Source organism: Cupriavidus necator, assembly GCF_016127575.1.
Classification (GTDB): Bacteria; Pseudomonadota; Gammaproteobacteria; order Burkholderiales; family Burkholderiaceae; genus Cupriavidus; species Cupriavidus necator_D.
Genome location: NZ_CP066018.1, coordinates 1,729,680 through 1,750,889, shown reverse-complemented (window position 1 = coordinate 1,750,889; position 21,210 = coordinate 1,729,680). Strand labels below are relative to the sequence as shown.

19 protein-coding genes and 1 tRNA gene are annotated in these 21,210 nt (G+C 68.4%); 12 read left to right on the top strand and 8 right to left on the bottom strand.

Translation table 11 applies throughout. The annotated features are described in order from the left end of the window. The first annotated feature begins 2 nt into the window (after positions 1 to 2). Both gspE and gspF read left to right on the top strand, forming a co-directional pair. Positions 3 to 1,556: a type II secretion system ATPase GspE gene (gspE, locus tag I6H87_RS08085; RefSeq protein ID WP_011616184.1), complete on the top strand. Its 1,554-nt coding sequence runs from the start codon at positions 3 to 5 to the stop codon at positions 1,554 to 1,556. A 15-nt stretch (positions 1,557 to 1,571) separates the two neighbouring features. Beyond that, positions 1,572 to 2,789 (top strand): type II secretion system inner membrane protein GspF, encoded by a 1,218-nt coding sequence (gspF, locus tag I6H87_RS08080; RefSeq protein WP_010813445.1) that lies wholly within the window; start codon positions 1,572 to 1,574, stop codon positions 2,787 to 2,789. A gap of 81 nt (positions 2,790 to 2,870) precedes the next feature. Here gspF and I6H87_RS08075 read toward each other — a convergent pair whose 3' ends face one another. Continuing rightward, on the bottom strand, positions 2,871 to 4,124 hold the full coding sequence (locus I6H87_RS08075) for an NYN domain-containing protein (RefSeq protein WP_011616185.1): 1,254 nt from the start codon (positions 4,122 to 4,124) through the stop codon (positions 2,871 to 2,873). 347 nt (positions 4,125 to 4,471) lie between these two features. Here I6H87_RS08075 and I6H87_RS08070 point away from each other — a divergent pair, with 347 nt between their 5' ends. After that, positions 4,472 to 8,065, top strand: coding sequence for an indolepyruvate ferredoxin oxidoreductase family protein (locus I6H87_RS08070; protein WP_011616186.1), 3,594 nt, complete (start codon positions 4,472 to 4,474; stop codon positions 8,063 to 8,065). 56 nt (positions 8,066 to 8,121) lie between these two features. On the opposite strand, the gene I6H87_RS08065 is transcribed toward I6H87_RS08070, so the two are convergent. Further along, a complete protein-coding gene (locus I6H87_RS08065; RefSeq protein ID WP_010813442.1) occupies positions 8,122 to 8,733 on the bottom strand; it encodes an HD domain-containing protein in 612 nt (203 codons plus the stop codon). A 138-nt stretch (positions 8,734 to 8,871) separates the two neighbouring features. Between I6H87_RS08065 and I6H87_RS08060 the strand changes: the two genes are divergently transcribed. From I6H87_RS08060 to I6H87_RS08040, 5 genes are all read left to right on the top strand, one after another. Next, positions 8,872 to 9,291, top strand: a complete 420-nt coding sequence (locus I6H87_RS08060) for a GNAT family acetyltransferase (protein ID WP_011616187.1) — start codon at positions 8,872 to 8,874, stop codon at positions 9,289 to 9,291. A 32-nt stretch (positions 9,292 to 9,323) separates the two neighbouring features. Further along, the gene (locus I6H87_RS08055) at positions 9,324 to 9,674 is read left to right on the top strand and encodes a GFA family protein (protein ID WP_010813440.1); all 351 of its coding nucleotides are present in this window, start codon (positions 9,324 to 9,326) and stop codon (positions 9,672 to 9,674) included. Positions 9,675 to 9,681: 7 nt separating this feature from the next. After that, the gene (locus I6H87_RS08050) at positions 9,682 to 10,101 is read left to right on the top strand and encodes a VOC family protein (protein ID WP_010813439.1); all 420 of its coding nucleotides are present in this window, start codon (positions 9,682 to 9,684) and stop codon (positions 10,099 to 10,101) included. 98 nt (positions 10,102 to 10,199) lie between these two features. Beyond that, entirely contained in the window at positions 10,200 to 11,489 is a 1,290-nt protein-coding gene (locus I6H87_RS08045) for an MFS transporter (protein ID WP_011616188.1), read from the top strand. A gap of 87 nt (positions 11,490 to 11,576) precedes the next feature. Beyond that, positions 11,577 to 12,779 carry an MFS transporter gene (locus I6H87_RS08040; protein ID WP_041687557.1) on the top strand — a complete coding sequence of 401 codons (1,203 nt, stop codon included), beginning with the start codon at positions 11,577 to 11,579 and terminating at the stop codon, positions 12,777 to 12,779. Between the two features lie 6 nt (positions 12,780 to 12,785). Here the strand turns inward: I6H87_RS08040 and I6H87_RS08035 are convergent, their stop codons facing one another. After that, on the bottom strand, positions 12,786 to 13,670 hold the full coding sequence (locus I6H87_RS08035; RefSeq protein WP_011616190.1) for a dioxygenase family protein: 885 nt from the start codon (positions 13,668 to 13,670) through the stop codon (positions 12,786 to 12,788). Positions 13,671 to 13,902: 232 nt separating this feature from the next. Here I6H87_RS08035 and I6H87_RS08030 point away from each other — a divergent pair, with 232 nt between their 5' ends. Then, positions 13,903 to 14,277 (top strand): hypothetical protein, encoded by a 375-nt coding sequence (locus I6H87_RS08030; RefSeq protein WP_011616191.1) that lies wholly within the window; start codon positions 13,903 to 13,905, stop codon positions 14,275 to 14,277. A 142-nt stretch (positions 14,278 to 14,419) separates the two neighbouring features. Continuing rightward, positions 14,420 to 15,436 carry a hypothetical protein gene (locus I6H87_RS08025; RefSeq protein WP_011616192.1) on the top strand — a complete coding sequence of 339 codons (1,017 nt, stop codon included), beginning with the start codon at positions 14,420 to 14,422 and terminating at the stop codon, positions 15,434 to 15,436. A 59-nt stretch (positions 15,437 to 15,495) separates the two neighbouring features. On the opposite strand, the gene I6H87_RS08020 is transcribed toward I6H87_RS08025, so the two are convergent. Next, the gene (locus tag I6H87_RS08020; RefSeq protein WP_010813433.1) at positions 15,496 to 15,852 is read right to left on the bottom strand and encodes a hypothetical protein; all 357 of its coding nucleotides are present in this window, start codon (positions 15,850 to 15,852) and stop codon (positions 15,496 to 15,498) included. A gap of 105 nt (positions 15,853 to 15,957) precedes the next feature. Here I6H87_RS08020 and I6H87_RS08015 point away from each other — a divergent pair, with 105 nt between their 5' ends. Then, the gene (locus I6H87_RS08015) at positions 15,958 to 16,575 is read left to right on the top strand and encodes a DNA-3-methyladenine glycosylase I (protein ID WP_010813432.1); all 618 of its coding nucleotides are present in this window, start codon (positions 15,958 to 15,960) and stop codon (positions 16,573 to 16,575) included. 384 nt (positions 16,576 to 16,959) lie between these two features. Here the strand turns inward: I6H87_RS08015 and I6H87_RS08010 are convergent, their stop codons facing one another. After that, entirely contained in the window at positions 16,960 to 17,928 is a 969-nt protein-coding gene (locus I6H87_RS08010) for a cation diffusion facilitator family transporter (protein WP_011616193.1), read from the bottom strand. 150 nt (positions 17,929 to 18,078) lie between these two features. Here I6H87_RS08010 and I6H87_RS08005 point away from each other — a divergent pair, with 150 nt between their 5' ends. Next, complete coding sequence (locus tag I6H87_RS08005; protein ID WP_010813430.1) at positions 18,079 to 18,330, top strand: hypothetical protein; 252 nt, start codon at positions 18,079 to 18,081, stop codon at positions 18,328 to 18,330. Positions 18,331 to 18,387: 57 nt separating this feature from the next. On the opposite strand, the gene I6H87_RS08000 is transcribed toward I6H87_RS08005, so the two are convergent. From I6H87_RS08000 to soxB, 3 genes are all read right to left on the bottom strand, one after another. Beyond that, positions 18,388 to 19,065, bottom strand: coding sequence for an aspartate/glutamate racemase family protein (locus tag I6H87_RS08000; RefSeq protein ID WP_010813429.1), 678 nt, complete (start codon positions 19,063 to 19,065; stop codon positions 18,388 to 18,390). A gap of 254 nt (positions 19,066 to 19,319) precedes the next feature. Next, positions 19,320 to 19,395 (bottom strand) — tRNA-Ala (locus tag I6H87_RS07995). 74 nt (positions 19,396 to 19,469) lie between these two features. After that, on the bottom strand, positions 19,470 to 21,191 hold the full coding sequence (gene soxB / locus I6H87_RS07990) for a thiosulfohydrolase SoxB (protein WP_011616194.1): 1,722 nt from the start codon (positions 21,189 to 21,191) through the stop codon (positions 19,470 to 19,472). Positions 21,192 to 21,210 lie beyond the last annotated feature (19 nt).

The window sequence follows — 21,210 nt, the reverse complement described above, 5'->3', positions numbered from 1 at the left end:
ACATGGCCAGCGAAGTCCAAACTGCCCTGCCCGCCGGCACCAGCGCGCCGGCCGAGACCCTGGAGCCGCCCTCGCCGATGGCGGCGCGGCTGGTCTCGTACGGCTTTGCGCGCGAGGCGCCGCTGCTGGTCGCGCACCAGCGCCCTGACGGACTGGAAGTCTGGGTGACCCGCGCCACCTCTCCGACCGCGCTGGCCGAGGTCGCGCGCGTGCATGGCGCGCTGCGCCTGCGCGTGCTGGAGCCCGACGCGCTGGAGCGCGCCATGGCCGATGCCTACAACCGCCAGGACGCCGGCAGCGCCGCGCAGGTGGTGGGCGAGGTCGAAGGCGAAGTCGACCTGTCGCGCCTGATGCAGGACATCCCGGCGGTGGAGGACCTGCTTGAATCCGAGGACGACGCGCCGATCATCCGCATGATCAATGCGCTGCTGACACAGGCCGCGCGCGAAGGCGCCTCGGATATCCATATCGAGCCGTTCGAGTCGTCGTCGGTGGTGCGCTTCCGCGTCGACGGCACGCTGCGCGACGTGGTGCGGCCGAAAAAGGCGCTGCACGGCGCGCTGATCTCGCGCATCAAGATCATGGCGCAGCTCGACATCGCCGAGAAACGCCTGCCGCAGGACGGCCGCATCACGCTGCGCGTGGGCGGGCGCCCGGTCGACGTGCGGGTCTCGACCCTGCCCACCGGCCATGGCGAGCGCGCGGTGCTGCGCCTGCTGGACAAGGAAGCAGGCCGGCTCGACCTGGCCAAGCTGGGCATGGCGCCCGGCACGCTGCGCGGCTTCGACCACCTGATCCGCCAGCCGCACGGCATCGTGCTGGTGACCGGGCCGACCGGCTCGGGCAAGACCACCACGCTGTATGCGGCGCTGTCGCGGCTGGATGCGCGCACCACCAACATCATGACGGTCGAAGACCCGATCGAGTACGACCTGGACGGCATCGGCCAGACCCAGGTCAACGCGCGCATCGACATGACCTTCGGCAAGGCTCTGCGCGCGATCCTGCGCCAGGACCCGGACGTGGTCATGATCGGCGAAATCCGCGACCTGGAAACCGCGCAGATCGCGGTGCAGGCCTCGCTGACCGGCCACCTGGTGCTGGCCACGCTGCACACCAACGACTCGGCCTCGGCGGTGACGCGGCTGGTCGACATGGGGATCGAGCCGTTCCTGCTGTCGTCGTCGCTGCTGGGCGTGCTGGCGCAGCGGCTGGTACGCCGCCTGTGCCAGCACTGCAAGCGCGAGGAAGTGATCGAGGTCACTGCCGCCGAGGCCGAGGTGCTGCACGCGCAGGGCAAGCCGCTGCAGACCGTGTGGCACCCGGTGGGCTGCGACAAGTGCGGCCAGTCCGGGTACCAGGGGCGCATGGGCGTCTATGAGCTGCTGACCGTCGGTGACGAGATCCGCACCATGATCCACCGGCAGGCGCCGGAGTCCGAGATCAAGCAGGTGGCGCTGGCGCACGGCATGCACACCATGCGCGGCGACGCGCAGCGCTGGATCGACAGCGGCGCGACCTCGCTTGAGGAAGTGCTGCGCGTGACGCGCGACTAAAGCGGAGCCGCCCGGATGCCAGCCTTCCGCTATGAAGCCGCCGACGCCGCCGGCAAGACCGACCGCGGCGTGATCGAGGCCGACAGCCCGCGCCAGGCGCGTTCGCAGCTGCGCGCGCGCGGGCTGACACCGCTGACCGTCGACCCGCTCGCCGGTGCCGGCCTGGCGCCGCGCAGCGGCAGCCAGCTGTTTGCGCGCAAGCTGTCGACGCAGGAACAGGCGCTGTTCACGCGCCAGCTGGCCAGCCTGATCGTGGCCGGGCTGCCGCTGGACGAGGCGCTGGGGGCACTGGCCGACCAGGCCGAGCGCGCCTATGTGCACGAGCTGCTGGCCGGCATCCGCGCCGAGGTGATGGGCGGCAGCTCGCTGTCGGTGGCGCTGGCCCAGCATCCGCGCGACTTCCCCGACATCTACCGTGCGCTGGTCTCGGCCGGCGAGCACTCCGGCCACCTGGGACTGGTGCTGGAGCGGCTGGCGGGCTATATCGAGTCGCGCAACACCCTGACCTCCAAGATCCGGCTGGCCTTCACCTACCCCGCCATCGTCACGGTGGTGGCATTCGCCATCGTGATCTTCCTGCTGTCGTACGTGGTGCCGCAGGTGGTGAGCGTGTTCGCCAATACCAAGCAGAAGCTGCCGATGCTGACCATCATCATGCTGGCGCTGTCGGACTTCGTCCGGAACTGGTGGTGGGCAGCGCTGGCGGTGCTGGCGGCGGCAGCGTTCACAATCCGCAGCGTGCTGAAGCAGCCCGCGGTGCGGCTGGAATGGCACCGCTGGCTGCTGACCGCGCCGCTGCTGGGCAAGCTGATCCGCGGCTACAACACCGCGCGGTTCGCCGGCACGCTGGCGATCCTGGTGTCGGCCGGCGTGCCGATCCTGCGCAGCCTGCAGGCGGCGGGCGAGACGCTGACCAACGAGGCGCTGCGCGCCAACGTGGAAGACGCCAACACGCGCGTGCGCGAAGGCGCCTCGCTGGCGCGCGCGCTGGCGGCGCAGAACCAGTTCCCGCCAGTGCTGGTGCACCTGATCCGCTCCGGCGAGGCCACCGGCAATCTGCCGGTGATGCTGGACCGCGCCGCGCAGGGCGAGGCGCAGGAACTGGAACGCCGCACGCTGTTCCTGACCAGCCTGCTGGAGCCGCTGCTGATCCTGACCATGGGCGTGGTGGTGCTGCTGATCGTGCTGGCGGTGCTGATGCCGATCATCGAGATCAACCAGCTGGTGCGGTAAGGACCTCTGCCAAAGAAAACGCCGGCGCGAAGCCGGCGTTTTCTTTGGCGGGCAGGGCCGGCATGGCGCCGGCCAGCCACATCACTCCGCTTTCTTGGCCGGGCGCTTGCGCGTCTTCCTGGCCGGTGCCCGGGCGGGCGCCGCCTCGGCAGCGGCTGCCTCCGGCTGGGGCTGGGCCTCTGGCTGCGCTTCAACCTGCGCCGACAGCACTGTCGTGCCCGGCGCGGCAAAGATCGACTGGTCGATCGGCCACGGGGTTTCGCTCAGCGTCACGTCGGGGCGGCGCGTGGCGCGCTTGCGTGCGGGGCGGGCCTTGGACTCAGCCTGCGGCGCTGCCTCCGCCGCCGGCTCGGCCACTTCGGCGGCGACGACAGACAGCTCGATCTCGGGTTCGCGCACTGGCACAGGCTCAGGCGCCGCCTCTGGCTGGGCCACGGCGGGCGCAGGCGGATCCGCGGGCACGGGCGCCGGTGCCGGCTGGCGGCGTGCTTCAGGCTGCGCCGGACGCTGCTGCTGTTGCGGTTGCGACTGCTGCTGGCCGCGGCCATCGCCCTCGCCACCGCCCTTGGCGCGCTTCTTCAGGCGCACCCAGATGGTCTTGTTGTTGCCGCCGTTGCGGGTCTCGACCTCGAACAGGCCGGTGGCCTGCACCAGCTCCGAAAGCTTGCCGTACCCGTAGTTGCGCGAATCGAATTCCGGCGCCTGCTTGGCGATGTGGTTGCCCATGCTGCCCAGCGTCAGCCAGCCATCCTCGTCCGACACCGCCTGCGCCGCACTCTGCAGCAGGCGCACCAGGCGCGAATCCTGGCGCAGCTCGCCGGTGCTGCGCTTGCGCGTGGGCGCGGCAGCCCCGTCGACGCCTTCGGTCCCTTCCGTATCCGCATCGGCGCGCAGGACGTCGGAGTAGATGAACTTGTCGCAGGCGGTGACAAAGGGCTTGGGGGTCTTGCGCTCGCCAAAGCCGTACACGGTCAGCCCCTGCTCGCGGATGCGCGAGGCCAGCCGGGTGAAGTCGCTGTCGCTGGAAACGATGCAGAAGCCGTCGAAGCGCCCGGTGTACAGCAGGTCCATGGCGTCGATGATCATGGCGCTGTCGGTAGCGTTCTTGCCCACGGTGTAGCGGAACTGCTGGATCGGCTGGATCGAGTGCGACAACAGCCGCTCCTTCCATCCGGCCAGGTTGGGCCGGGTCCAGTCGCCGTAGATGCGCTTGACGGCGGCCACGCCATACTTGGCGACCTCGGCCAGCAGGCCTTCGACGATGGCGGGCGCCGCGTTGTCGGCATCGATCAGCACGGCCAGGGTCGCGGTGCCCTGGCGGGGGGAATTGGTCATGTTCAGGTAGTCACTGGTTTGCCCGTCCCATGCGTGCATCAGGACGGCAATCGGAAATCAGGTTGCACCAGGCTGGCTGTGCAGATGTGGCGCATCGCAGGCAGCCCGGCAGCGGCACGGGCCATCTCGATGCAACGCAGTGTACACGCGAACCCCTGTCCATACGGGAAATCACGGGCACGGCGGGCACGCTTTGTGCTGCATTGCAAGGTACCGCCGATTTTGTGGCGGTGCTACCATGCCGCGCAGAGACACGACCGTCCAACACCTTCACAAGAGGTCATGAGGCGGTCGCCCACAACTGTAGGTGTCGGTGATCCCGACAGCACGCCCATAGAGGAGCACCTATGAATGCCCCCCTGACCTCCCCGGTCAGCGACGCCATCCGCCGCGCGCTCGAAAACGTTTCCCTCGAAGACAAATACACGCTGGAGCGTGGCCGCATCTATATCAGCGGCACGCAGGCCCTGGTACGCCTGCCGATGCTGCAGCAGGAGCGCGACCGCGCCGCCGGGCTGAACACCGCCGGCTTTATCTCCGGCTACCGGGGCTCGCCGCTGGGCGCGCTCGACCTGTCGCTGTGGAAGGCCAAGAAGCACCTTGCCGCGCACAATATCGTGTTCCAGGCTGGCCTCAACGAGGACCTGGCCGCGACTTCGGTATGGGGGTCGCAGCAGGTGAACATGTATCCGGACGCCAAGTTCGATGGCGTGTTCGGCATGTGGTACGGCAAGGGGCCGGGCGTGGACCGCACCGGTGACGTGTTCAAGCACGCGAACTCGGCGGGATCGTCGAAGCACGGCGGCGTGCTGGTGCTGGCCGGTGACGACCACTCGGCCAAGTCCTCGACGCTGGCGCACCAGTCCGAGCACATCTTCAAGGCCTGTGGCCTGCCGGTGCTGTACCCGTCGAACGTGCAGGAATACCTGGACTACGGCCTGCACGGCTGGGCCATGAGCCGCTACTCCGGCCTGTGGGTGGCGATGAAGTGCGTGACCGACGTGGTGGAATCGTCGGCCTCGGTGGAGCTGGATCCGCACCGCGTGCAGATCGTGCTGCCGGACGACTTCATCATGCCGCCGGGCGGCCTGAACATCCGCTGGCCGGACCCGCCGCTGGAACAGGAAGCGCGCCTGCTCGACTACAAGTGGTACGCGGGCCTGGCCTATGTGCGGGCCAACAAGATCGACCGCATCGAAATCGATTCGCCGCACGCGCGCTTCGGCATCATGACCGGCGGCAAGGCTTACCTGGACACGCGCCAGGCGCTGGCCGACCTGGGCCTGGACGATGCCACCTGCTCGCAGATCGGCATCCGCCTGTACAAGGTCGGCTGCGTGTGGCCGCTGGAGGCGCATGGGGCGCGCGCCTTTGCCGAAGGCCTGCAGGAAATCCTGGTGGTCGAAGAGAAGCGCCAGATCATGGAGTACGCGCTAAAGGAAGAGCTGTACAACTGGCGCGACGACGTGCGCCCCAAGGTCTACGGCAAGTTCGACGAAAAGGACAACGCGGGCGGCGAATGGTCGATCCCGCAAAGCAACTGGCTGCTGCCGGCGCACTATGAGCTGTCGCCGGCGATCATCGCCAAGGCCATCGCCACCCGGCTGGACAAATTCGAGCTGCCGATCGACGTGCGCGCGCGCATCACCGCGCGCCTGGCCATCATCGAGGCCAAGGAAAAGGCGCTGGCCACGCCGCGCGTGACGGCGGAGCGCAAGCCGTGGTTCTGCTCGGGCTGCCCGCACAACACCTCGACCAATGTGCCCGAAGGCTCGCGCGCGCTGGCTGGCATCGGCTGCCACTACATGACGGTGTGGATGGACCGCAATACCAGCACCTTCAGCCAGATGGGCGGCGAAGGCGTGGCGTGGATCGGCCAGGCGCCGTTCGCTGGCGACAAGCATGTGTTCGCCAACCTGGGCGACGGCACCTACTTCCACTCCGGTCTATTGGCGATCCGCGCGTCGATCGCGGCCAACGTCAACATCACCTACAAGATCCTGTACAACGATGCGGTGGCGATGACCGGCGGCCAGCCGGTGGACGGCCAGTTGTCGGTGCGGGACATCGCCTGGCAGGTGCATAGCGAAGGCGCGAAGAAGATCGTCATCGTCAGCGACCAGCCGGAGAAGTACAACGGCGCGATCAAGCTGCCCGAAGGCATCGCCATCCATCACCGCGATCAGCTCGACAGCGTGCAGCGTGAGCTGCGTGAGGTGCCGGGCTGCTCCATCCTGATCTACGACCAGACCTGCGCCACCGAGAAGCGCCGCCGCCGCAAGCGCGGCACGATGGAGGATCCGCAACGCCGCGCCTTTATCAACGACGCGGTGTGCGAAGGCTGCGGCGACTGCTCGGTCAAGTCCAACTGCCTGTCGGTGGAACCGCTGGAAACGGATTTCGGCACCAAGCGCCAGATCAACCAGTCGTCGTGCAACAAGGACTTCTCGTGCGTGAACGGCTTCTGTCCGAGCTTTGTCACGGCCGAAGGCGCGCAGGTGCGCAAGCCCGAGCAGCACGGCGTGTCGATGAACACCCTGCCCGCGCTGTCAGAGCCTGAGCTGCCGCCGATCCGCCGCGCCTACGGCATCCTGGTGACCGGCGTGGGCGGCACCGGCGTGGTGACCATCGGCGGCCTGCTCGGCATGGCCGCGCACCTGGAGAACAAGGGCGTCACCGTGCTCGACATGGCGGGCCTGGCGCAGAAAGGCGGCGCGGTGCTGTCGCACGTGCAGCTGGCCGCGCGCCCGGACGACCTGCATGCCACGCGCATCGCAATGGGCGAGGCGGACCTGGTGATCGGCTGCGATGCGATCGTGTCGGCCACCGACGAAGTCATCTCCAAGACCCAGGCCGGCCGCACCCGCGCCGTGGTCAACACCGCGCAGACGCCGACCGCCGACTTCATCAAAAACCCGAAGTGGCAGTTCCCCGGCCTGTCGGCCGAGCAGGATGTGCGCACCGCGGTGGGCGAGAAGTGCGAGTTCATCAACGCCTCGGGTCTCGCCGTGGCGCTGCTGGGCGACGCGATCTACACCAACCCGCTGGTGCTCGGCTATGCCTGGCAGAAGGGCTGGATCCCGCTGACGCTGCAGGCGCTGGAGCGCGCCATCGAACTCAACGGCGTCGCTGTCGAGAAGAACAAGGCCGCGTTCGACTGGGGCCGGCATATGGCGCACGACCCCGAGCACGTGCTGTCGCTGACCGGCAAGCTGAAGAACACCGCCGAAGGCGCGGAAGTGGTCAAGCTGCCGACCTCGAGCGGCGCGATGCTGGAGAAGCTGATCGGCCGGCGCATGGAACACCTGACGGCCTACCAGGATGCCGCGTACGCGCGCACCTATCGCGAAGCCATCGACCGCGTGCGCGTGGCCGAGAGCACGCTGGCTGGCAGCGGCAAGGCCCTGCCGCTGACCGAGGCCGCGGCGCGCAACCTGGCCAAGCTGATGGCGTACAAGGACGAGTATGAGGTGGCGCGGCTCTACACCGACCCTGTCTTCTTGGACAAGCTGCGCGCCCAGTTTGAAGGCGAGCCGGGCCGCGACTACCAGCTCAACTTCTGGCTGGCGCCGCCGATTAACGCCAAGCGCGACGACAAGGGCCACCTGGTCAAGCGCAAGTTCGGGCCGTCGACGATGAAGCTGTTCCGCTTGCTGGCGAAGATGAAGGGCCTGCGCGGCGGCATGTTCGATATCTTCGGCAAGACCGATGAGCGCCGCACCGAGCGCGCGCTGATCGGCGAGTACCGCGCGCTGCTGGATGAGCTGGTGGCGGGCCTGAATGCGGCCAACTACGACACCGCGGTCACACTGGCGAACCTGCCGGACGATATCCGCGGCTTCGGGCATGTGAAGGAAAACAACCTGAAGGCGGTACGCGGGCGCTGGGCGAAGCTGCTGGAGCAGTTCCGCCATCCGGAGACGGCGCAGCGCGCGGCCTGACTGGCCATGGCATGACACAACGGCCTCGCTTCGCATGAAGCGAGGCCGTTGTGCTTTCAGGGCTGTGCCAGCGTCGCTTCTCCCGGCTTCACATACATCGAGTTGCGCGGCTGCGCCAGCACGCGCCGCACCATCGGCTCGAAGAACGACAGCGGCAGCGTGTCGTAGTCCGTCATGAAGGCGGCACCGTCGTACTTGCGGCAGAACTCCGCGGTGCGCTCGAACAGTTCGGGCTGGCTGCGGTACTGCTCGCGCAGGTTGCGATCCAGGCCGAGGTGATGGAAGAAGTAGTAGCCCTGGAACACGCCGTGCTTTTCCACCATCCACAGGTTCTCGGGGCTGACGAATGGCTTGAGGATGGCGGCGGCAATGTCGGGATGATTGAAGCTGCCGAGCGTATCGCCGATATCGTGCAGCAGCGCGCAAACCACGTATTCCTCGTCCTGGCCGTCGCGGTGCGCCAGTGTCGCGGTCTGCAGCGAATGCGTGAGCCGGTCCACGGGGAAGCCGCCGCAATCGCCATCCAGCAGGCGCAGGTGCGCCAGCACGCGATCCGGCAGCGCCCGCGCGAACGGCATGAACTCGGCGGAGATGGCGGCCCAGTCCTCGCGGGTTCCGTGTTCCATATGGCTGAAGGTGGCGCGTGCAGGCGCGTGGGTGTCGCTCATGCGGGTCTCCTTTGGTGGCAGCGTGCGCGATGGCCGCGCGTCGTCTCGTCATGTCTTGCAGGCATTGTGGCACCCGCAGCGGCGCTACACTGTCAAAAAGCTAACAATGTGCCGGCATATTGCGGCGCACCAACAAGCATGCTGATCCGTCCTTTCCGCCCGGAAGACCAATCCTGCGTCATTGCCTTGTGGCAGGCCTGCGGCCTGACCCGTCCGTGGAACGACCCGCAGCGCGATATCGCGCGCAAGCTGACCGAGCAGCCTGAACTGTTTCTGGTCGGCGACATCGACGGCCGACCCGTCGCCACTGCCATGGTGGGGTTCGACGGGCATCGCGGCTGGATCTACTATCTGGCGGTACAGCCCGACCTGCAGGCCAAAGGGTACGGGCGCATGCTGATGGCGCATGCCGAGCAGTTGCTGATCGAGCGGGGCTGCCCCAAGATCAACTTGCTGGTACGCGCAGGCAACCGCGCCGTGATCGATTTCTACGACAAGCTGGGCTATGCGCCCGATGAAGTGGTCAGCCTGGGCAAACGACTGATTCCAGATATTTAGTGGGCACGCCGGACCGACCTCAAGGAGACGACATGACTTTCCACGGAAGCTGCCACTGCGGCGCCATTGCCTTCGAAGTGGAGGCCGACGGCATCCCCAGCGTGATCCGCTGCAACTGCTCGATCTGCCGCCGGCGCGGCCACCTGCTGTGGTTCGTGCCGCGCGCGACGTTCAAGCTGGAAACGCCGGAGAGCAATGCCTCCACCTACCGCTTCAACACCATGAAGATCGCGCACCGCTTCTGCCCGGTGTGCGGCTGCGGTCCGTATGCGGACGGGCAGGACAAGGACGGCAAGCCGATGGCCGCAGTCAATGTGCGCTGCCTGGACAATGTCGACCTGGACAGCCTGAAGGTCATCGACTACGACGGACTGCACCACTGAGGCCGCCATGTTCCGCATCCTGGGCATCGACCACCTGGTGTTGCGCAGCGCCGACGTGGACGCGCTGCGGCGCTTCTATGTCGAGGTGCTCGGCTGCAGCGTTGAGCGCGAGCAAACCGAGCTGGGCCTGACGCAGCTGCGCGCGGGCAGCGGGCTGATCGACCTGGTCGCGCTCGACGGCCCGCTCGGCCGCGCCGGCGGCGCCGGACCGGGAGCGCAGGGCCGCAACCTGGACCATTTCTGCCTGCGCATCGACCCGTTCGATGCCGACGCGGTGCGGGCGCACCTGGCGCGGCATGGCGTGGACGCCGGCGAGGTGGCGCAGCGCTTCGGCGCCGAAGGCAAGGGACCGTCGCTCTATGTGAGCGATCCGGACGGCAACGTGGTCGAGCTCAAGGGACCGCCCGCGCCGGTGACCGCACAGTAACGCGCGTGCCCCGTGCGCGCAGTGCGCGCGGGATCGCTACAATTTCCGACTGGCCCAACGCGCCGCCGTCTATGGCGACTACCCCCGCCGGGCCCGCCATGACAACAATAGAAGCCAGCTCCGACGCGGACGCCGCCAGCACCGACTCAGACGCCAGCCCGGCACGCACCGGACCCGCGCACCCCGCTACGCCGCCGCGCCGGCTGGTCTGGATCCTCGGCCTGACCGAGACCATCTCCTGGGGCACGCTGTTCTTCGCCTTCACCGTTTTCATCGATCCCATGATCCGCAGCCTGGGCTGGTCCAAGCCCTTCCTGGCGGGCGGCTATTCGCTGGGGCTGCTGGTATGGGCGCTGTGCTCGTTCGCGGTGGGGCGGCTGCTGGACCGCGCGCCGGCGCGCAAGGTGATGGGCGCGGGCTCGGTGCTGGCCGGGCTGGGCCTGCTGCTGTGGGCATGGACGCCGTCGCAGCCGGTGTTCCTGCTGATGTGGGTGCCGATCGGGCTGGCCATGGCGACCACGCTGTACGAGCCCGCCTTCGTGGTGCTGCGCCAGGCCTATGGCGACCAGTACCAGAAGCCGATCGTGGTGGTCACGCTGATGGCCGGCTTTGCCAGCACGATCTTCGTGCCGCTGGCGCAATGGCTGGTGATCCATCTGGGCTGGCGCCCGACGCTGATCGGCTTCGCCGCGCTCAACCTGCTGGTCTGCGCGCCGCTGCACGCGCGCATGCGCTACGCGCTGCATCCCACCTATTCCGGCATGACCCCCGCCGACGGCCAGGCCGGCAGCCGCGACATTGCCCGCGCCACGCTGCGCCAGCCGGTGTTCTGGGCGGTGGTGCTGGCCTTTACCGCGACCGCGGTGGTGGCCTCGCTGCTGGGCGCGCACCTGATCCCGATGCTGACGGAGAAGGGCATGCCAGTGGCGCAGCAACTGGTAGTGGCGGCGCTGATCGGCCCGGCCCAGGTAGCGGGCCGCATGCTGATGATGCGCGCGGGGGTGCGCCACCCGGTGCGGCTGTCGCTGCCGGTCTATGCGCTGATGGGCGCCGGGCTGCTGTGCTTTGCGCTGGGGCACGGCGCCTGGCTGATGGTGGCCGCGGTGCTGTACGGCTGCGCCAACGGCGTCAACACCATGCTGCGCGCGATGGCCATGCCGGAACTGATCTCGCGCCATCACTACGCCACGCTCAACGGCCTGATGATGACGCCGGTGTTGCTGATGCAGGCCGCCGCGCCGTGGCTGGGCGCGCTGCTGTGGCGTGCCGCCGGCGGCTACTGGCTGATGCTGTGGGTGATGGTGGCGCTGGCGCTGGGCGCGCTGCTGGCCTTCGGCTACGCGCTGCACCGGCGCGGACTGCTGCGCGTGGATGGCGCCGGCCGGTAGCACGGCGTTGTCATACCCGCCTCACGCCGATGCGGGACAATGACGGCTTTTGCAGGGGCACCGCTGCCCCGCCTGCCGCACCCTCCCATGCCTGATCCGCACTCCCCGACGGCTTCCGCGCCCTTGCCGGCCGCGGTGTCGCGCGCCACGCGCGGCACCATGGCGCTGTTCTTCGTCAATGGCGCCACCTTTGCCACGTGGGGCGTGCATATTCCCACCATCAAGGCACGCTTCGGCCTGTCCGACGCGATGCTGTCGCTGGCGATGCTGGCCGTGGCCGGCGGCGCCATCCTGGCGATGGGCCCGGTCGGGCGCTGGGTGGCGCGCGCGGGCAGCGCACGGGCGTCGATGACGGGCGGGCTGCTGTTTGCGCTGGCCACGGTGGCGATCCTGGCGATGCCGTCGTTCTGGCTGCTGCTGCCCGCGCTGGTGGCGTTCGGCATGGCCAATGCGGCCTTCGATGTCGCCATGAACGCACAGGCCGCCACGGTCGAGTCCAGCCGCACGCGGCCGGTGATGTCGGCGCTGCACGGCATGTTCAGCCTGGGCGGCATGGCCGGTGCGGGCGCGGGCGGCCTGATGCTGTCGCTGGACGTGGCGCCGCTGGCACATGCGGCGATGATGGCAGGCGTGACCGCGGCGGTGGCGCTGGGTACGCTGCCCGGGCTGCTGTCGGACCATCCGGTGCTGCCATCGGCGGCCCACCACCGCGACCACGCGGTGCGCGCGCTGTGGCTGCTGGGCCTGCTGGCGTTCCTGGGCCTGGTCGGCGAAGGCGCGATGTACGACTGGACCAGCGTCTATATGCGCGACGTGGCGCAGGCGCCCGATGGCTGGATCGGCCTGGGCTACGCTGCGTTCTCGGGCGGGATGGCGTGCGGACGCTTCGGCGGCGACCGCCTGCGCGCGCGCCTGGGCGACGGCGCCACGCTGACTGGCAGTGCCTGGCTGGGCTTTGGCGGCATTGCGCTGGCGCTGCTGGTGCCGCTGCCGCTAGCCGCGCTGGCGGGCTTTACGCTGATGGGGCTGGGCGCGGCCAATATGGTGCCGATCTTCTTCGTTGCCGCGTCGCGGCTGCCGGGCGTGGCGCCGGCCGAAGCAATTTCGCGCGTGGCGCGCTTTGCCTACCTGGGGCTGCTGCTGGGGCCGGTGCTGATCGGCGGGGTCGCGCACCTGTCCAACCTGCGCATCGGGCTGGCGCTGGTGGCGCTGACCATGGGCTGGATCGCGCTTGCGGGCGCGCGCTCGGCACGGCGCTACCTGCCGGCGCGCGCCCCGGCCGAACGGTAAGGCGCGTCAGGCCGCCGCGCGCAGCGGCGCGCCGGCGCCCAGGCCCTCGAACACGAAGCTGTCCATGGCGAGCACGCCATAGGTCACCTCATCGGCAACCCGCGATACGCTGGCCGGCGCCGGCCCTGCGCCACTGGCAGCCTGCGGCCCCAAGGCCGCGCCCAGCGCCACGAAGAGCGGCAGCAGGTGCTCGTCGGTCGGGTGCGCGCGGCGCGCATACGGCGCCTGGGCGCGGTAGTCGGCAATGCGGCTGGTATCGCCGCTGGCCAGGGCCTCGTCGAGGGCTTCCGCCATCCAGTCGCGGAAGGCTTCCACATACGGCTCGGCCTGCGGCCCATGCTGGTCGCGCCGGCCGCCGCCAAACACTTCCTGCAGGTTGTGCGTGAAGCTGCCGGAGGCCAGCACCAGCACGCCCTCGTCGCGCAGCGGGGCCAGCGCGCGGCCGATCTCGATCTGCGTTGCGGGCGACAGGTAGGGGTTCAGCGCCAGCTGCACCACCGGCACGTCGGCATCCGGGAAGAAGTGGCGCATCGGCATCCAGGCGCCGTGGTCCAGCGGGCGTTCGTCGTCCTGGCCGACAAACCCGGCACCGGGGACCGCTGCCGCCTCGACCAGGGCCTTGACCCGCCCGGCCAGCGCCGGCGAACCCGGGGCGTCGTAGCGCAGTGCGTACAGTTCGCGCGGGAAGCCGCCGAAATCGTGCCAGGCTTCCTGGCGCTCGCGGCTGGAGACAGCCAGCGTGCTGTAGATCCAGTGCGCCGAGATCACCAGCACCGCGCGCGGGCGCCGGGTGCGCAGTTGCCCGCCCAGCGCATCAAAGGCGGCGCCGGTGGGGCCGGGATCGATGGCGAGCATCGGGGAACCGTGGGAGATGTAGAGCGAGGGAAGCATGGCAGGACCACCTTCAAACTGTTTGTGTACCTGCATCCAGTTTGGCAAAGATCCGCGCTGGGCACGGGCGCCATTTGCGGACACGTCGTGCAAAAAAGTTGAACGGCCGGGCCCAGCGTGGCGTGGCGCACACAGCGCCTCGGTCACCGGCAACGCAGCCAGGGGCGATCGGCCTATGATGCAACCGTGAGCCCCCGGCGGTGTCGTCGGGCGGGGCTCCTGCAACGCCTTGATGCCACCGGCACGCCCCGCGCGCCATGCGTGGCCGGAGACTTCGGTGGTACCGCGCATCCCGCGCCGCCCCGGGCGGCACCCTCCCTTCCTGGCCCACTGGTGGCAACCGGGCGTCTACGGCAGCGTGCCCGCCGTCGCCCTGTGGATCCTGGCGCGCCTGCCGGCCGGCTTGCTGGCATCGCTGGCCGGCACGCCCGCTGCGGCAACCTGGCTGAACCATGCCGGCGACACCGTGTTCGTGACCGGCTGGGCCGCCAGTGCGCTGCTGCTGTGGCTCACGCGCCGCCGGCCGGCGCCCACCCATCCGGCCATGCCGGCTACGCCGCCCTCCCCGCCCTCCGGACCGTCGACCCGGCGCCATCCGGCCGCATGACCGGCGCCGCGCCGATTTAAGGCGGCAGCAGTCCGATCTGAAAGATTTCGCGCGACGCTCCCTCACAATCCTGCGCCGCTAGAATGCGCGGGAGATTGCCGCACGGCAGCGCGCAGCGGCACTGACTGCACAGAGATTGTCCATGTCCGCACGCCAGCGACACCGCCGGTTCCACCCCGCGCCTAGCCGCCGCTCGCGGCCCCTTTGGCGGGCGGCCCTGGCCGCCATGGGCGCGGCGGCGCTGCTGGCCGCCGGCGCGGCACATGCCCAGAGCGCGCCCGGACTGCGCCTGGCCGGGGCCAATGTGCAGCGGCACGCCAACGCGGTGCTGTCGCTGATGGCGTACTCGGTGGTGCCGGACCTTACCTCCAGCTCGCTGTCGATCAACAACACCAGCACCGACGATCCCGGCATCGTCATGTCGCAGCTGGGCGGCGGCTTCACCATCAGCAAGTCGTTCCCGCTCTACCTGGAAGGCGCCGTCGCCTACAGCCGCTACGATCCCACCTTCATTGCCACCAATGGCGCCGAATCCCGCGCCATCCCGACCCGCTGGAACACCTTCTCCGGCACCATCGGCGTGGGCTGGGACTTTCCGCTGACGGCCAACAAGGAACTGGTGTTCCGGCCGATCTTCAACGCCTCGCTCGGCAATGTCTCCAGCGACCTGTCAATCGGCAAGTTCGCGGTCGAGCAGGTCACCGACCGCCAGCTCAACTTCCTCGACGGCGGCAGCCTGAATGCCTACGGGCTGGGCGGGTCGGTGATGCTGGACTGGGAGCACTACCGCGAGAACTACGAGATCGACGTGGAACTGCGCTACACCAATATCCACCTGCAGAGCTTCGGCGGCACGTCCAGCGCGGTCACGGGCACGGCCACGGCGCAGACCGCCAACCTGTGGGCGCGCTGGCGGGCCCCGACCGGGATGCATGCGTTCGACCGGCCGGTACGATACGTGCTTGAGCTATCACATTCGCACTATCTTGGCAGCCAGGCCGGCATCCTCGGCTTCAACTACCTGACCACGCTCGGCACCGGGCTGGAACTGGACACCAGCGCGCACGAGGTCTTTGTCACGCGGATCCGGGCAGTGTTGCGCTATGTGTTCGGCAACAACGTGTCGGGCGTCTCGCTGGGGCTGGCGGTCAGCTTCTGAGCCTGGCCTGGCCTTATTGGGTTGGCGCCGAACCAAACAGTGCGCGCGGACAACCCAACCTAGCTCGCCTCGTGCTCGTCCCGGTGGATATTGATCACATGCCGAGCCTCGAAGCACAGCGGCATGCCCGGGTTCATCTCCTCGGTGCAATACGGCTGGTTATCGAGCTCGCCGGTATAAAGGCTGCCCTCGCGCCCGGTAACGATCACCCACATCCGCTCCACGTGAACCTCTTCGCTGCCCGTCTCGTCCGCGACTAGGATGCGGAAGATCAGCTTGACCAGCTGGCCGGGTGCGAGTGCATCACGCTCCTCGCGCGGCGGCATCCAGAAGGTCTCGGGATGGGCGGCGGCGATGGGCTCGGCGTCGTCGAGCTCCCATCCGTCTTCGTCCAGGGTTGTCAATCGCATGTCCATTTTCAGCCTTCCGCAATCTCTCAGGTGCGGGCATGATCGCAGCAAATGCGCCGGTCGGCGAGAGCCTGGCCGGCGTGCGGGACTTTCAACAGGGAACATGTACCCATGACAAGCAAGAAGGAAGCAGCGGTGCGCTGCGGCTGGTGCGGCACGCTGGAGGACTATTGCCACTACCACGACACCGAGTGGGGCTTTCCGGTCGCCGACGACCGCCGGCTGTTCGAGAAGCTGTGCCTGGAAGGCTTCCAGTCCGGCCTGAGCTGGCTGACCATCCTGCGCAAGCGCGAGGCCTTCCGCAAGGCATTTGCCAATTTCGACATCGAAAAGGTGGCGCGCTTCGGCGAGCGCGATATTGCGCGCCTGCTCGGCGACGCCGGCATCGTGCGCCACCGCGGCAAAATCGAGGCGGCCATCAACAATGCGCAGCGGGCCCGCGAACTGCTGGAGACGGAATCATCGCTGGCCGCCTACTTCTGGCGCTTCGAGCCCGATCCGGCCAGCCGGCCCAAAGTGCTGACACCCGAGGTGCTGCGAACCATGGCGACCTCGCCGGAATCCACGGCGCTGTCAAAGGACCTGAAGAAGCGCGGCTGGCGCTTTGTCGGTCCCACCACCATGTACGCGCTGATGCAGGCGATGGGGCTGGTCAATGACCACCAGGAAGGCTGCACGACCCGTGCCGAGGTACTGGCTGCACGCAAGGTGTTCAAGGTGCCGCGCTAGCGTTGCGTGGACGTATACCCGGCGCGCCAGGTATACGCCGGCGTACCAGCGCCATGGCCCGCGTAAACGTCAGGCCAATGCGAACAGCGCAACGGTCCTGTCTATGTCTTTAATATTGTTTACGTATGTAAACATAGTAGTAGTAGGTAAACCAGGCATCAGGCCGTGGATAAGTCACCTTTCCCCTTTTGGCTCAGGGACTTGCAGCAAAGATAACCACTGCGGGATAACCCTGATTCGCCGGGATAGCGCGGCAGTCACGTATACGTCGGCAGTGCGGGCGTCTGAGTTATCCGTATACGTCCCACAAGGCGCCCCCAGGCGGGCCACAGCTTGTCCGGCCGGTTATCCCCAGCAACCGGCAAAGATGTCCACAGGCCGGGCTCAGGCAGCGCTGGCCTGGCTGCCCATGTATACGGGATCGACGTGCGTCATCACGTTGAGCACGTGATGGTTCTCCAGGGTGCGGCGCCGGGCTTCGACCGCGATCGCATGCCCCTGCGCCACCGTCAGCGCGGCATCGATCTCCAGGTGCACGTCAACCAGCACCTGGTCGCCCATCTTGCGGGTGCGCAGGTCGTGCAGGCCCAGCACGCCGGGCGTGCCCAGCATGGTCGCGCGGATCGCCGCGACGGTTTCCTCGTCGGCCGCGCGGTCCATCAGGTCGTTAAGCGCATCCCAGCCGAAACGCAGGCCCATGCGCGCCACCATCAGCCCGACCACGATGGCCGCCACCGGGTCGAGCATGTGGTAGCCCAGCAGGTTGCCGCCAATACCCAGCGCCACCACCAGCGACGAGGCCGCATCCGAGCGCGCATGCCAGGCATTGGCCACCAGCATGCCCGAGCGCACGCGCCGCGCCACCGCGAGCATGTAGCGGAACAGCAGTTCCTTGGACACCAGCGCGACCAGCGCCACCCACAAGGCCACTGGCTGCACCGGCTGCAGGCTGGCCGGGTGCTGCAATTTGTCCACCGCCGCCCACAGCATGCCTGCCCCCACCGCCAGCAGCAGCACGCCGAGTGCCAGCGACGCTGCGGTCTCGAAGCGCAGGTGGCCGTACTGGTGGTGGGCGTCCGGATCCTTGCGGCTCTGCCAGGCGGCCAGCAGCACCACGAAGTCGGACAGCAGGTCCGAGAGGGAATGCGCGGCGTCGGCGATCAGCGCCTGCGAGCCAGAGATGACACCGGCCACCGCCTGCGCGGCGGTCAGGCCGATATTGACGGCCACGCTGACCAGCGTGCTGCGCCGGCCAGCCCGGTGGCGCGCGTCGGCCTCGGCCGGGCTGGCGGCGGTGGCGTCGTCCGGAAGGCCGGCGGATGCCGGCCGCAGAGGGTTGTGTTCCGATTCCATCGGGTGACTATAGCCCAACATCCGCGATAGGCGGACCGGGCCACGGCGGCGCTGCCGTGCTGATTTCGTAACAGCGCTGGCGAAGTTCTGGTGTCGCCTTTACCGTTACACAGGACGGGAACACCCGGACACTGCAAGGAGGACCCAACGATGGCGATTCGGTCACTTGCCTCGCACAGCACATCCCAGCTGCGCCGCCTGGTCGGACAGATGCAGGCGGAAGTCGATGCATTAGAGAACCTTTCCACCCCTGACGCCGATGCGCAAAGCCGCCTTGGCTATGCCATCGGCCGCCTGCGCGACGGCATCGAGGCGGTCGAGGACGCGCTGCAGTCGCTGCGCGCGCTGCAACAGGTACGGCCCTCGGCGATGAAGGCCCGCCGGCCGACCCGGGTGGCCTAGCCTACCCGCGCCTGCACGCTGGCGCGACCCAGCTCCTTGTTGTCCCCATGGGCCGGCTTACGCCGCCGGGCAATAGCGCAGCGCCCGCGACATGGCCGCGCACGCCGCCGGCACCGGGCCGATGACGGGAATCGGAAAGCGCTGGCCCAGCGCTCGGGCGGCCTCGCCCAGCGGGCCGCCGCCGATGATCACGGCTTGCGCGCCGTCGGCTCGGATGCAGGTATCGACTGCGCCCGCCAGCAGGTCTTCCTGCTGCTGCGGCGCACCGCCCAGCGCGCGCGGATCGCCCTCGGTGAAGCGCGTGCCCGTGAACAGCTCGTCCAACCCCTGCCGGCGCACGCTGGCGCTGATCGACGCCGCCAGCCGCGGCGTGGTGGTGGCGATGCCGAAGCGCCGCCGCCCGGCCGCGGCCGCGTGCATCGAGGCTTCGCCGATACCCACCACCGGCACTGACAGCTGCGCGCGCAGGGCCTCGATGCCGGGGTCGCCGAAGGCGCCGACGATCACGCCGTCGGCACCGCCGGCCAGGCGCAGCATGTCTGCATCACACATAGCCTCGGCGGCGACGGCAAGGTCGTCTTCATCGATGATCATCGGCGCCCCGCGCGAGACCGTCGCGCCGACCACGGCCGGCGGCGCGGCCATGGCCTGCGCGAACCAGGCGCGCGCGATCTCGACCATCATCTGCGTGGTGGCACTCGACGTATTCGGGTTGATCAGCAGGATGTGGCTCATGGATGTCTCTTGAGATTCAGGATTGCCAGCGCAGGGACATCGCCAGCGGGTGGCTCGATTTCCTGTTGGCTTGCATGGGATCGAACAAGGCCCCGGCGGGCGTAGGTTGGCGGCGGCAAAGGCGCGTACGCCTGTGCCGAGGAGTCAACGATAGCGTATGGCGGCTGCCAGCGCGAGATGACGGACAGCGCAGGCGGCAGAAACACAAAAGCCCCGGAAAGCGTTGGCTTTCCGGGGCTTTTGCGCGGGATATCTGGTGGACCGAAGGAGGATCGAACTCCCGACCTCTGCATTGCGAACGCAGCGCTCTCCCAGCTGAGCTATCGGCCCGTGGCGGTTGATTGTAGCGTAATACCGCAGCGCCCTTCAATCCTCTGCGCGGCGCGTGACGGGGCCGCACAACATCAGGCGGCCATGCCCGGATTGCCGTCCATGCCGCGCACGCGCGGCAGGTTCAGCGGGCGGGCGCTGACTTCCCTGGTGCTGCGCAGCCACTGCGCCATCACGTCCCAGATCGGCGCGCCGCCGGCCTGGCGCGCCTCTTCGGCCACCGGGGCCCAGCCCGCCACCTTGTAGGTCTTGCCGGCTTCCAGCGGCTTGCCGGCCAGGCGCATGTCGCTGATGCGCTTGCCCATGCCGGCGGTCGGATCGATGGTGTACTGCAGCCCGCCCACGCGCACCATGTCGCCGCCCTGCTGGTAGTACGGGTCGGGGTTGAACAGGTTGTCGGCCACGTCTTCCAGGATGGTCTTGATGGTCTCGCCGCTCATCTGCGTCACCGTGGTGTACGGGTAGGTGATGGCGGTCTGGTCCATCAGGTGTTCCATGGTGATGGCCTCGCCCGGCAGCAGCGTGGTGCCCCAGCGGAAGCCCGGCGAGAACGCGATCTGCGCGCCCTGGGCCTGCATCAGGCCGTCCAGGATCAGCTGGTCGAAGGTGCCATTGAAATTGCCGCGGCGGTACAGCAGGCCGCGGTTGACGGCCAGCACTTCGCCCAGTTTTTGCTCATAGGGCGCGCGTACCTTCCTGATCAGCGCGTCCATGGCGGGATCGGCCGGCAGGTAGTTGGCGAACACCGGCAGCAGCCGGTAGCGAAAGTCCGCGACCTTGCCGCCCTTCACATCAAAGTCCAGCACGCCGAGGAACTTGCCGTTGGAGCCGGCATTGGTCACCAGCGTGGTGCCGCCGGCATTCTTCACCGGCACCGGCGCGGGCATGCCGTCATGGGTATGGCCGCCCAGGATGGCATCGAGCCCGCGCACGCGCGAGGCCAGCTTCAAGTCCACATCCATGCCGTTGTGGGACAGCAGCACCACCGCCTGCGCGCCCTTGCCGCGCGCTGCGTCGATGACCTGCTGCAGGTTCTCTTCCTGGATGCCGAAGGTCCAGTCCGGCACGAAGTAGCGCGGGTTGGCGATGGGCGTGTACGGGAACGCCTGGCCGATGATGGCCACCGGCACGCCGTTGATCTCGCGGATCACGTACGGATCGAACACCGGATCGCCGAAATCGTTGGTCTTGATGTTCTGCGCCAGGAAGGCGACCTTGCCCTTGAAGTCCTTGTCGACGATCTCCTTGACGCGGTCCGCGCCCAGGGTCATCTCCCAGTGCGGCGTCATCACGTCCACGCCCAGCGCCAGCGCGGCGTCGACCATGTCCTGGCCCTTGGTCCATAGCGCGGTGGCCGAGCCCTGCCAGGTATCACCGCCATCGAGCAGCAAGGCGCCCGGCCGGTCCGCCTTCAGCCGTTTCACCAGCGTGGCCAGGTGCGCAAACCCGCCGACCTTGCCATAGCGGCGCGCGGCCTCGTTGAAATCCAGGTAGGTGAACGCATGCGCCTGCGGCGTGCCGGGGCGGATGCCGTACTGGCGCAGCAGCGCGTCGCCGACCAGGTGCGGCGGCTTGCCGGCATAGTCGCCGATGCCCAGGTTGACGTTGGGCTCGCGGAAATACACCGGCCGCAGCTGCGCATGGCAGTCGGTGAAATGCAGCAGGTGGACGTTGCCGAAGCGCGGCAGGTCGTACATGGCCTCGGCGGCCTGCGCGGCGTGCGCGTCTTGATGGGGGAACGTCATGCCGCCGGCGCCGGCAATGGCCAGCACCTGCAGGAACTCGCGTCGGTTCATGTCTCTTCCTGGAATTGGC

Bases quoted from the DNA above. Each gene is read 5' to 3' on its own strand.
- I6H87_RS08050 (WP_010813439.1), top strand. From the start codon at position 9,682: ATGTTCCGCATCCTGGGCATCGACCACCTGGTGTTGCGCAGCGCCGAC.
- gspF (WP_010813445.1), top strand. From the start codon at position 1,572: ATGCCAGCCTTCCGCTATGAAGCCGCCGACGCCGCCGGCAAGACCGAC.
- I6H87_RS08015 (WP_010813432.1), top strand. From the start codon at position 15,958: ATGACAAGCAAGAAGGAAGCAGCGGTGCGCTGCGGCTGGTGCGGCACG.
- I6H87_RS08040 (WP_041687557.1), top strand. From the start codon at position 11,577: ATGCCTGATCCGCACTCCCCGACGGCTTCCGCGCCCTTGCCGGCCGCG.
- I6H87_RS08060 (WP_011616187.1), top strand. From the start codon at position 8,872: ATGCTGATCCGTCCTTTCCGCCCGGAAGACCAATCCTGCGTCATTGCC.
- I6H87_RS08055 (WP_010813440.1), top strand. From the start codon at position 9,324: ATGACTTTCCACGGAAGCTGCCACTGCGGCGCCATTGCCTTCGAAGTG.
- I6H87_RS08025 (WP_011616192.1), top strand. From the start codon at position 14,420: ATGTCCGCACGCCAGCGACACCGCCGGTTCCACCCCGCGCCTAGCCGC.
- I6H87_RS08035 (WP_011616190.1), bottom strand. From the start codon at position 13,670: ATGCTTCCCTCGCTCTACATCTCCCACGGTTCCCCGATGCTCGCCATC.
- I6H87_RS08065 (WP_010813442.1), bottom strand. From the start codon at position 8,733: ATGAGCGACACCCACGCGCCTGCACGCGCCACCTTCAGCCATATGGAA.
- I6H87_RS08020 (WP_010813433.1), bottom strand. From the start codon at position 15,852: ATGGACATGCGATTGACAACCCTGGACGAAGACGGATGGGAGCTCGAC.
- I6H87_RS08075 (WP_011616185.1), bottom strand. From the start codon at position 4,124: ATGACCAATTCCCCCCGCCAGGGCACCGCGACCCTGGCCGTGCTGATC.
- gspE (WP_011616184.1), top strand. From the start codon at position 3: ATGGCCAGCGAAGTCCAAACTGCCCTGCCCGCCGGCACCAGCGCGCCG.
- I6H87_RS08045 (WP_011616188.1), top strand. From the start codon at position 10,200: ATGACAACAATAGAAGCCAGCTCCGACGCGGACGCCGCCAGCACCGAC.
- I6H87_RS08005 (WP_010813430.1), top strand. From the start codon at position 18,079: ATGGCGATTCGGTCACTTGCCTCGCACAGCACATCCCAGCTGCGCCGC.
- I6H87_RS08010 (WP_011616193.1), bottom strand. From the start codon at position 17,928: ATGGAATCGGAACACAACCCTCTGCGGCCGGCATCCGCCGGCCTTCCG.
- I6H87_RS08070 (WP_011616186.1), top strand. From the start codon at position 4,472: ATGAATGCCCCCCTGACCTCCCCGGTCAGCGACGCCATCCGCCGCGCG.
- I6H87_RS08000 (WP_010813429.1), bottom strand. From the start codon at position 19,065: ATGAGCCACATCCTGCTGATCAACCCGAATACGTCGAGTGCCACCACG.
- soxB (WP_011616194.1), bottom strand. From the start codon at position 21,191: ATGAACCGACGCGAGTTCCTGCAGGTGCTGGCCATTGCCGGCGCCGGC.
- I6H87_RS08030 (WP_011616191.1), top strand. From the start codon at position 13,903: ATGCCACCGGCACGCCCCGCGCGCCATGCGTGGCCGGAGACTTCGGTG.